The organism is Buttiauxella noackiae ATCC 51607, from assembly GCF_001654865.1.
GTDB lineage: Bacteria > Pseudomonadota > Gammaproteobacteria > Enterobacterales > Enterobacteriaceae > Buttiauxella > Buttiauxella noackiae.
This window is the reverse complement of the sequence record NZ_LXEO01000048.1, coordinates 1-9,014: the sequence shown is the minus strand read 5'-3', so window position 1 is coordinate 9,014 and position 9,014 is coordinate 1. Positions and strand designations below refer to the sequence as shown.

Genomic DNA, 9,014 nt, shown 5'->3' with positions numbered 1-9,014 from the left:
TTACGGGTAGATTATTTACCTACCCGTTGGAGCTTATAGGAAGAAAGGACTTGGCTGGAATAGGCGTTCCACATCGCTAACAAATTTCTTGTCAGTCAGGAACATAATGACATGGTCGCTCTGTTCTATACGCAAATTATCATTGGCAATCATGACATCGTTGCCCCTGACTACGGCCCCAATTATCGTGCCTGGTGGAAGCTTTATTTCATCAATAGAACGACCTACGACGCGTGAAGTACTTTCATCGCCATGGGCAACCGCTTCGATTGCTTCAGCCACTCCACGACGTAAAGATGATACTCCTACGATATCGGCTTTACGCACATGGCCCAATAATGCCGAAATGGTGGCTTGCTGTGGTGAAATTGCAATATCAATTACACTGCCCTGTACCAAATCGACGTAGGCCTTGCGTTGGATAAGAACCATGACTTTTTTGGCTCCCATGCGTTTAGCCAGCATAGCGGACATAATATTTGCTTCATCATCGTTAGTGACGGCAATAAACAAATCTACCTGTTCGATATGCTCTTCAGCCAGAAGCTCCTGATCGGAAGCATCCCCATAGAAGACGATGGTGTTTTGCAGCATTTCAGCCAGTTCAGCGGCGCGTTGCGGATCGCGCTCAATGAGTTTGACGCTGTAATCTTTTTCAAGACGTTGTGCCAGACCCGCGCCAATATTACCCCCCCCCACAAGCATGATGCGCTTATACGGTTTTTCAAGGCGTTGAAGTTCGCTCATCACCGCGCGAATATGCTGAGAAGCGGCAATGAAGAACACTTCATCTCCAGCTTCAACAATGGTCGAGCCTTGCGGGCGAATCGGGCGGTCATGGCGGAAAATGGCTGCAACGCGCGTTTCGATATGCGGCATATGTTCACGCATTGTCGAAAGTGCATTTCCAACGAGTGGTCCACCATAATAGGCTTTCACGACAGCAAGGCTTACTTTGCCTTCAGCAAAATTCACTACCTGGAGCGCGCCTGGATATTCAATCAGGCGATAAATATTGTCGATTACCAGCTGTTCGGGTGCGATAAGGTGATCAATTGGCACTGCTTCGGCGTTGAATAAACGCTCGGCATCACGAACGTAATCAGGTGCACGAATTCGTGCAATTCGGTTTGGTGTATTAAAAAGCGAATATGCAACCTGGCAGGCAATCATATTCGTTTCATCAGAACTGGTTACTGCGACTAACATATCGGCATCATCGGCGCCTGCTTCACGCAGTACGCGTGGATGCGAGCCGTGCCCCTGAACGACGCGTAGATCGAACTTATCTTGCAAGCTGCGTAGGCGATCCTGATTGGTATCAACAACCGTAATATCGTTGTTTTCTCCTACCAGGTTTTCTGCCAGGGTGCCGCCGACCTGGCCTGCACCGAGAATTATTATTTTCATTGTTTATAGCTTCATTTGAGATGAAACCTAAGACTCAGCAAACCTGAATCAGCTTTTAATTAGCTTAGCGTAAAAGAAGCCATCACCATCTTCCGGAGAAGGGAGATTCTGGATCCCGGGCATTTCTGGTGTACCCGTCTCCACCAGTTTTGCCTCTGGATGCTGCGTCAGGAATGCAGCTACCTGCTGATAATTTTCTTCTGGCAAGATGGAGCAGGTTGCGTAAACCAATGTTCCACCCGATTTCAGTTTTGACCAAATGGCTTCCAGAATCTCTTTTTGCAATGCAGCTAATTCAGTGATGTCTCTGTCGCGACGCAACCATTTGATATCTGGATGGCGGCGAATAACACCCGTGGCTGAACACGGAGCATCAAGAAGGATGCGGTCAAACTGTTGATTACCACACCACTGCTCAGGGAAACGCCCGTCTCCTGATTTGACCTCAGCACTCATGCCCAGACGTTGCAAGTTTTCGTGCACACGCTTCAGGCGTTGTTCATCAATGTCGACAGCCAACACGCGTGCTTTAGGCGCAGCTTCAAGTATATGGGTGGTTTTGCCGCCAGGTGCTGCACACAAATCCAGGATCGTTTCACCATCTTTGGGATCAAGTAGATCTACACATCCCTGAGCGGAGGCATCCTGAACGGTAACCCAACCTTCTTCAAACCCTGGTAATGCGTGAACAGGTGCTGGAGTTTCAAGGCGCACAGCATCTCGAAATTGCGGATGAGCATGGCCTTCCAGGCCGCTTTCAGCGAGTAAAGCCATCCATGCTTCACGACTATGGTGCTGGCGATTCACACGCAACCACATAGGGGGACGCTGATTATTTGCATCGACAATGGATTGCCATTGATTTGGATAGGCTTTTTTCAACCGTTGCAGTAACCAGCTCGGGTGTAAGAAACGGCTTTCATGTTTAGCAGCTTCTGCCATCAATTCTTCTTGTTGACGTTGGAATTGGCGTAATACGCCATTAATCAAACCTTTCAGTGACTGCTTTTTGATAGCAACAGCCCCTTCAACTGTTTCTGCCAGCGCGGCATGAGCAGGAATGCGGGTATAAAGCAGCTGATAAAAACCTACCATAATCAAATAGTGTATGGTGCGTTGTTTGCCTGTCATCGGGCGAGACATCAACTTACCAATCAACCACTCTAGCTGAGGCAGAGTGCGTAACACGCCAAAGCAAAGCTCTTGAAGCAATGCTCTATCTTTATCAGAGACTTTTTGTTGCATAGCTGGCAGGACATTACTGAGCGATTGACCTTGTTCCACAACTTGTTCAATCGTCTGTGCGGCCATACTGCGAAGATTTAATGTTTTTTTCATACGTACGCTCTGGTTTTTCGGCGCTTAAAAACAAAAATGCCCAGGTGATTGACCTAGGCGCAAAGAATTTCTTTTCTCAGGCGAGAAGTGCACCTGGTTTAAACCATTCGCTGCGAGAATTCAGCAGATCCTGAGCTGACATTGCCTTCTTTCCTGCAGGTTGAAGTGATTCCAGATTTAAAATCCCTTCACTCGTTGCAACCTGAATACCCTGTTTATTGGTTTCAATAATGGTTCCCGGTGCTGCTTCAGTCGGTTGGTTAATCACTGATGCCTGCCAGACTTTAACGGGTTGCCCGTCAATTTCAAGCCAACTCATTGGCCACGGATTAAAAGCGCGGATACAACGCTCAAGCTGTAAGGCAGAAAGCGACCAGTCGATACGTGCCTCTTCCTTGCTGAGTTTTTCAGCGTACGTCACCAGCTCTTCATTTTGAACTTCAGGTTGTGCATGGCCTGTAGCCAACTGATTTAACGTTTCTAACAACCCCACAGGACCAAGGTTTGCAAGCTTATCGTACAGCGTTGCGCTGGTATCAGTGGCTTCAATTGGGCAGGACAGTTTTACCAGCATATCGCCTGTATCCAGGCCGACATCCATTTGCATAATGGTTACGCCAGTTTCGGCATCACCAGCCCATAATGAGCGCTGGATAGGTGCTGCACCACGCCAACGAGGCAATAGTGAGCCATGCACATTGATGCAGCCAAGGCGTGGCATATCGAGAACCGCTTTCGGCAGAATTAGACCGTAAGCAACTACTACCATAACATCGGCATTCAGGCTGGAGACCAGTTCCTGATTTTCAGCAGGGCGCAAAGAGGCTGGTTGAAATACCGGGATATCCCTTTCCGTTGCCAGCACTTTCACTGGGCTTGGCATCAATTTTTTGCCACGGCCAGCAGGACGATCGGGTTGTGTGAATACGCCAACTACCTGGTGCTGAGAAGACAACAGCGCGTCAAGATGACGCGCTGCGAAGTCAGGAGTGCCAGCGAAAATAATACGTAGTGAATCAGACACATTATTCCCTTGTGTGATGGATTAGGCGCTCTTATTCAGACGAGCCATCTTTTCCAGTTTCTGACGAATACGCTGACGCTTCAACGGCGAAAGGTAATCAACGAAGAGTTTACCAACCAAATGATCCATCTCGTGTTGAATACAAATGGCAAGCAGACCATCAGCTTCCAGTTCGTATGGTTTACCTTCACGGTCCAGAGCGCGAATTTTGACTCTTTCCGCTCGAGGAACAAGAGCACGCTGTTCTGGAATGGACAGGCAACCCTCTTCGATACCAGTATCACCGCTTTTTTCCAGCAGCTCAGGGTTTATCAAAACCAGGCGCTCGTCGCGGTTTTCAGAAACATCAATCACAATGATACGTTGATGGATATCCACCTGCGTTGCTGCAAGGCCAATACCTTCCTCTGCGTACATTGTCTCGAACATATCATCGACAATCCGCTGAGTCTCAGCATTCACCTCTTTGACCGGAGCCGCCACAGTGCGAAGGCGCTCGTCCGGAAAATGTAATACCTGCAAAACTGACATAAATATCCAGAGCTGTGTTCAATTGATAGAAAGATTATTACCTCTATTCTAGACATTTCCCCGCCTGATTGACAGCATCAGTGACCAATCGCAAGGATTGCTTTTATAGCTTATGGCAGGAGGAAGATATGCCACCAAAGGAGATATGGCTACGCTTGATGGCTGTTCAAAGTCTCAGTGGAGATAAGCTATTAAAAATTGCCCATTTCTTACTAAACGAGCCGGAATGCACGACCACTCATCTCTTAAATTCTGGCTTATCTTCCCTGCAGATTTCTTATTTTCTGGAATTTAGTGAAAAAGAGCTGGAAGCTTCACTTTGCTGGCTTGAGCAACCCCATCACTATCTTCTTACTGCGGATAGTGCCAATTATCCCGATCAGCTGCGGGCAATAGATTGTTACCCGGCAGCATTATTTGTCGCAGGTGATATTGAACTTCTTGCCAGTAACCAATTAGCCGTAGTCGGTAACCGTAACCTTTCTCTTTATGGAGAACGGTGGTGCCGAATGTTTTGTGAACCATTAGCTACTGCGGGATTAACGATAACGAGTGGTTTGGCTTTGGGTATTGATGCTGTAGCGCATCGCGCAGCGTTAAACGTACATGGAAAAACAGTAGCTGTTTTAGGAAATGGGCTGGCAAATATTTACCCTAAACGTCATAAACAATTAGGTGAGCAGATTATTGCCGAGGGCGGCGCCGTTATCTCTGAGTTTCCACTGAATACCACACCATATCCGGGTAATTTTCCTCGCAGAAATCGAATCATCAGCGGCTTGAGTCGGGCTGTTTTTGTCGTGGAGGCAAGTGAGCGTAGCGGCTCTTTGGTGACTGCACGATATGCTCTTGAACAAGGTCGGGAGCTTTTTGCATTACCGGGAGCAATTGGCAGCCCAGGGAGTGAAGGGCCCCACTTTCTAATCAAGCAAGGCGCTACTTTAGTGAGTCATCCCTCAGACATACTTGAGCATCTGGAAAATGAACTGCAATGGCTTCCCTCTATCCCCAAGGCCTTAATATATTCACACAATGAAGGGGATCGAACATTGCCATTTCCTGAGCTGTTGGCTAACGTAGGAGATGAGGTTACACCTGTTGACGTCGTCGCTGAACGTGCCGGCCAACCTGTGCCAGTTACGGTAGCCCAGCTACTCGAACTGGAGTTAGCAGGATGGATCGCAGCTGTACCCGGCGGCTATGTCCGATTGAGGAGGGCATGCCATGTTCGACGTACTAATGTACTTATTTGAAACCTACATCCACAACGAAGTGGAAATGCGAGTTGATCAAGATAAATTGACGCGTGATCTCGCCGATGCCGGTTTTGATCACGAAGACATTTATAACGCTCTTGTATGGCTTGAAAAGCTGGCGGACTATCAAGATGGTCTGACTGAACCCATGCAACTGGCCGCTGATCCACTTTCTATGCGTATGTATACCGCAGAAGAATGCCAGCGACTTGATGCAACTTGTCGGGGGTTTTTACTATTCCTGGAACAGATTCAGGTGCTGAACCTCGAAACCCGTGAAATGGTCATTGAACGAGTATTAGCGTTAGACACCGCTGAGTTCGAACTCGAAGACTTAAAGTGGGTAGTTCTCATGGTACTGTTCAACATTCCGGGGTGCGAAAATGCATATCAGCAAATGGAAGAATTACTCTTCGAAGTAAATGAAGGTATGCTGCACTAAATTAAAGCCGCGGCATGAGATGTTATGACCAAATCAGCACTGTTCACTGTGCCTAAAAATGAACCCTGTCCCCAATGTGGGGCAGGGTTAGTCATTCGTTCTGGTAAACACGGCCCTTTTCTTGGCTGTTCTCATTACCCGGAATGTGATTATGTTCGCCCGCTAAAAAGCCTGGCTGATGGCCATGTGGTTAAAGTACTTGAAGGTCAACACTGTCCTGTATGTCAGGAAAACCTGGTATTACGGCAGGGGCGTTTCGGCATGTTCATTGGTTGTAGCAATTATCCAACCTGTGATCACACCGAAGTTATCGACAAACCCGATGAAACTGCAATCAATTGCCCGCAATGTCAGAAAGGTAAATTAGTCCAAAGACGCTCTCGATTTGGTAAAACCTTTTGGTCATGTGATAGCTATCCGACCTGTCAATTCGTCATTAATAGTAAACCGGTGGCAGGCGAATGCCCTGCATGTCACTATCCATTACTCATCGAAAAGAAAACGGCACAGGGCTTAAAACAATTCTGTGCCAGCAAACAATGTGGAAAGCCGGTAACGGCGGAATAAAAGCTTGTGAAAACAAACCTGCAAAAAGAGCAACTCGTAGAAATCGTTGCCGCCTTAAAACAACAACAAGTTATCGCTTATCCAACCGAAGCTGTGTTTGGCGTCGGTTGTGATCCTGATAGTGAACTGGCCGTCACGCGCTTGCTTGAGCTAAAACATCGCCCCGTCGACAAAGGTCTGATTCTGATCGCTGCCAATTTCGAGCAGCTTCTTCCTTATATAGATAGCTCCGTGCTTTCGCAAATGCAGCGAGAAACTGTCTTCTCTCGTTGGCCAGGACCTGTGACCTTTGTTTTTCCTGCTCTTCCTTCAACGCCGCGCTGGTTAACGGGTCGATTTGACTCCTTAGCCGTGAGAGTCACTGATCATCCTTTGGTTCGCGAGTTATGCCTGGCTTTTGGCAAACCGTTGGTTTCTACCAGTGCCAACCTATCTGGTTTGCCACCTTGCCGTACGGCAGATGAAGTCTTGGCTCAATTTGGTGATAGCTTCCCGGTACTGCGTGGTGACACTGGAGGCAGACTGAACCCGTCTGAAATTCGTGATGCTTTGACCGGCGAACTTTTCCGCCAGGGGTAATTAATGAACACCTTTGCCGTTTTTGGTAACCCAATTCAGCACAGCAAATCACCGCAAATTCATCAGATGTTTGCTGAGCAGTTGAAAATAGAGCATCCATATGGCCGTGTGCTGGCACCTGTTGATGCTTTTATTGAAACTCTTGAGCATTTTTTCCAGGCAGGTGGTAAAGGCGTCAATATTACTGTTCCTTTTAAAGAACAAGCATTCGCCCGTGCTGATGAACTGACAGAGCGTGCTGCATTAGCCGGTGCGGTGAATACACTTAAGCGGCTGGAAGATGGTCGCTTGTTGGGCGATAACACTGATGGTATTGGTCTTTTAACCGATCTGAAGCGTTTATCGTTGATCGAACCGGGTCGACGTATTTTATTGCTGGGTGCTGGTGGCGCGGCACGGGGAGTTTTATTACCTTTGCTCTCGCTTGATTGCTCTGTGACGATAGCCAACCGGACATTTTCTCGAGCCATGGAGCTCGCACAGTTATTTAGCCACACTGGTAGTGTTCAGGCGTTAGAGCATACTGAGCTGGAGGGGCATGAGTTCGATCTTATTATTAATGCCACCTCTAGCGGAATTGCTGGTGATATTCCAGTCATTCCAACTTCGTTGCTTTCGCATAATGTTCATTGCTATGACATGTTCTATCAAAAGGGTGATACACCATTTTTGCATTGGTGCAAACAACAAGGTGTTCAACATTGTGCTGATGGATTAGGAATGCTGGTGGGCCAGGCCGCACACGCCTTTTTCTTGTGGCACGGCGTGTTACCCGAAATTGCGCCTGTAATAGAGAAGCTTAAGCAGGAAATGTCGTGATGAACCAGTCGATCCAGTTTCCCGATCGCGAACAATGGGACGATCAACTTCTCGCGGTCCGCTTCCCTGCATTAGTTAATGGCTTTCAGGTGATGTGCGGTATTACCGGGGAAACTATCGCCAGCCGTTATGGTGGCGATAATAAAGATTTATGGCTCGAGCTCTTTCGTCTTAATCGTTGGGATTTGGAAGACGAAGCGGAGGAGTTAATTGCAGCTGGCGAGCATGACAGTCAAGGCTGCGTTTGGCTTTCCTGAGCAAGATACTCATCTTTCCAGCGAACGTAGTTATTGGCTGAGTATTTTAAGCCTTCCAGTTCAGCAGCCGTAAGAGGGCGGATCTGCTTCACTGGGCTACCCAGATAAAGGAAGCCACTCTCAAGATGCTTATTTTGCGGCACTAAACTTCCTGCTCCGATCATTACATCGTCTTCTATTACTACACCATCCAGTAAAATCGATCCCATACCAACAAGCACGCGGTTTCCGATCGTGCAGCCGTGCAGCATAACCTTATGCCCTACAGTCACATCTTCACCGACAATAAGTGGATTGCCTTCCGGGTTATAGGAAGATTTATGCGTTACATGCAACACACTACCGTCCTGAATATTGCTACGAGAACCAATAGCCACATAGTTAACGTCGCCACGGATAGCAACTAACGGCCAAATGCTCACATCATCGGCAATACGTACATCCCCAATCACAACACTTGAACTATCAAGCATCACTCTTTGGCCAACTTCAGGATAGGTTTTTTGAAAAGGTCGTAATACAGCAGACATAAACACCTCTGAAAGTTCTCTTCGTACATAGACTGTGGCTGCTTTCTTAACCGATGGCAAGGAGGCAAAGCATCGAAAACAGAGCTTATCGAACACGATCGCAGCGAAAAGGGTGAAAACTAGGCAGTCAGTGGAAAAGATCGAAAAAAGGGTTGTGCTATAAAAAGAGATCCCTATAATGCGCCTCCATCGACACGGAACATGTGAACAACATCACAGAGTAACGGCGGCGATGAGAGTCAAATATCCTGAAATTAAGGG

The 9,014-nt window shown here is 47.5% G+C and carries 11 protein-coding genes; 6 read left to right on the top strand and 5 right to left on the bottom strand.

What is annotated here, in order from left to right; all coding sequences use genetic code 11:
- Positions 1-33 precede the first annotated feature (33 nt).
- From trkA to def, 4 genes are all read right to left on the bottom strand, one after another.
- On the bottom strand, positions 34-1,410 hold the full coding sequence (trkA, locus tag M979_RS15540; RefSeq protein WP_064555501.1) for a Trk system potassium transporter TrkA: 1,377 nt from the start codon (positions 1,408-1,410) through the stop codon (positions 34-36).
- 48 nt (positions 1,411-1,458) lie between these two features.
- On the bottom strand, positions 1,459-2,748 hold the full coding sequence (gene rsmB, locus M979_RS15535) for a 16S rRNA (cytosine(967)-C(5))-methyltransferase RsmB (protein WP_064555499.1): 1,290 nt from the start codon (positions 2,746-2,748) through the stop codon (positions 1,459-1,461).
- 76 nt (positions 2,749-2,824) lie between these two features.
- Positions 2,825-3,772, bottom strand: a complete 948-nt coding sequence (gene fmt / locus M979_RS15530) for a methionyl-tRNA formyltransferase (protein ID WP_064555497.1) — start codon at positions 3,770-3,772, stop codon at positions 2,825-2,827.
- Positions 3,773-3,793: 21 nt separating this feature from the next.
- Positions 3,794-4,303, bottom strand: coding sequence for a peptide deformylase (gene def / locus M979_RS15525; RefSeq protein ID WP_034461754.1), 510 nt, complete (start codon positions 4,301-4,303; stop codon positions 3,794-3,796).
- Between the two features lie 128 nt (positions 4,304-4,431).
- On the opposite strand from def, the gene dprA reads away from it, so the two are divergent.
- From dprA to M979_RS15495, 6 genes are read left to right on the top strand one after another with little or no spacing between them, the layout of a single operon-like run.
- Positions 4,432-5,556: a DNA-protecting protein DprA gene (gene dprA / locus M979_RS15520; protein ID WP_034461753.1), complete on the top strand. Its 1,125-nt coding sequence runs from the start codon at positions 4,432-4,434 to the stop codon at positions 5,554-5,556.
- Positions 5,528-6,001: a DUF494 family protein Smg gene (gene smg, locus M979_RS15515; protein WP_034461751.1), complete on the top strand. Its 474-nt coding sequence runs from the start codon at positions 5,528-5,530 to the stop codon at positions 5,999-6,001. Before dprA ends, smg begins: the two co-directional genes overlap by 29 nt.
- 24 nt (positions 6,002-6,025) lie before the next feature.
- On the top strand, positions 6,026-6,568 hold the full coding sequence (locus M979_RS15510; RefSeq protein WP_034461750.1) for a DNA topoisomerase family protein: 543 nt from the start codon (positions 6,026-6,028) through the stop codon (positions 6,566-6,568).
- A gap of 6 nt (positions 6,569-6,574) precedes the next feature.
- Complete coding sequence (gene tsaC / locus M979_RS15505; RefSeq protein WP_051880810.1) at positions 6,575-7,147, top strand: L-threonylcarbamoyladenylate synthase type 1 TsaC; 573 nt, start codon at positions 6,575-6,577, stop codon at positions 7,145-7,147.
- Positions 7,148-7,150: 3 nt separating this feature from the next.
- The gene (gene aroE / locus M979_RS15500) at positions 7,151-7,966 is read left to right on the top strand and encodes a shikimate dehydrogenase (RefSeq protein WP_064555495.1); all 816 of its coding nucleotides are present in this window, start codon (positions 7,151-7,153) and stop codon (positions 7,964-7,966) included.
- Positions 7,966-8,223 carry a DUF1488 family protein gene (locus tag M979_RS15495; RefSeq protein ID WP_064555493.1) on the top strand — a complete coding sequence of 86 codons (258 nt, stop codon included), beginning with the start codon at positions 7,966-7,968 and terminating at the stop codon, positions 8,221-8,223. The genes aroE and M979_RS15495 overlap by 1 nt, the downstream gene beginning before the upstream one ends.
- Here M979_RS15495 and M979_RS15490 read toward each other — a convergent pair.
- Positions 8,199-8,753 carry a gamma carbonic anhydrase family protein gene (locus M979_RS15490; RefSeq protein WP_034461744.1) on the bottom strand — a complete coding sequence of 185 codons (555 nt, stop codon included), beginning with the start codon at positions 8,751-8,753 and terminating at the stop codon, positions 8,199-8,201. The genes M979_RS15495 and M979_RS15490 overlap by 25 nt on opposite strands.
- Positions 8,754-9,014: the final 261 nt, after the last annotated feature.

Bases quoted from the DNA above. Each gene is read 5' to 3' on its own strand.
- trkA (WP_064555501.1), bottom strand. From the start codon at position 1,410: ATGAAAATAATAATTCTCGGTGCAGGCCAGGTCGGCGGCACCCTGGCA.
- rsmB (WP_064555499.1), bottom strand. From the start codon at position 2,748: ATGAAAAAAACATTAAATCTTCGCAGTATGGCCGCACAGACGATTGAA.
- def (WP_034461754.1), bottom strand. From the start codon at position 4,303: ATGTCAGTTTTGCAGGTATTACATTTTCCGGACGAGCGCCTTCGCACT.
- dprA (WP_034461753.1), top strand. From the start codon at position 4,432: ATGCCACCAAAGGAGATATGGCTACGCTTGATGGCTGTTCAAAGTCTC.
- smg (WP_034461751.1), top strand. From the start codon at position 5,528: ATGTTCGACGTACTAATGTACTTATTTGAAACCTACATCCACAACGAA.
- M979_RS15510 (WP_034461750.1), top strand. From the start codon at position 6,026: ATGACCAAATCAGCACTGTTCACTGTGCCTAAAAATGAACCCTGTCCC.
- aroE (WP_064555495.1), top strand. From the start codon at position 7,151: ATGAACACCTTTGCCGTTTTTGGTAACCCAATTCAGCACAGCAAATCA.
- M979_RS15495 (WP_064555493.1), top strand. From the start codon at position 7,966: ATGAACCAGTCGATCCAGTTTCCCGATCGCGAACAATGGGACGATCAA.
- M979_RS15490 (WP_034461744.1), bottom strand. From the start codon at position 8,753: ATGTCTGCTGTATTACGACCTTTTCAAAAAACCTATCCTGAAGTTGGC.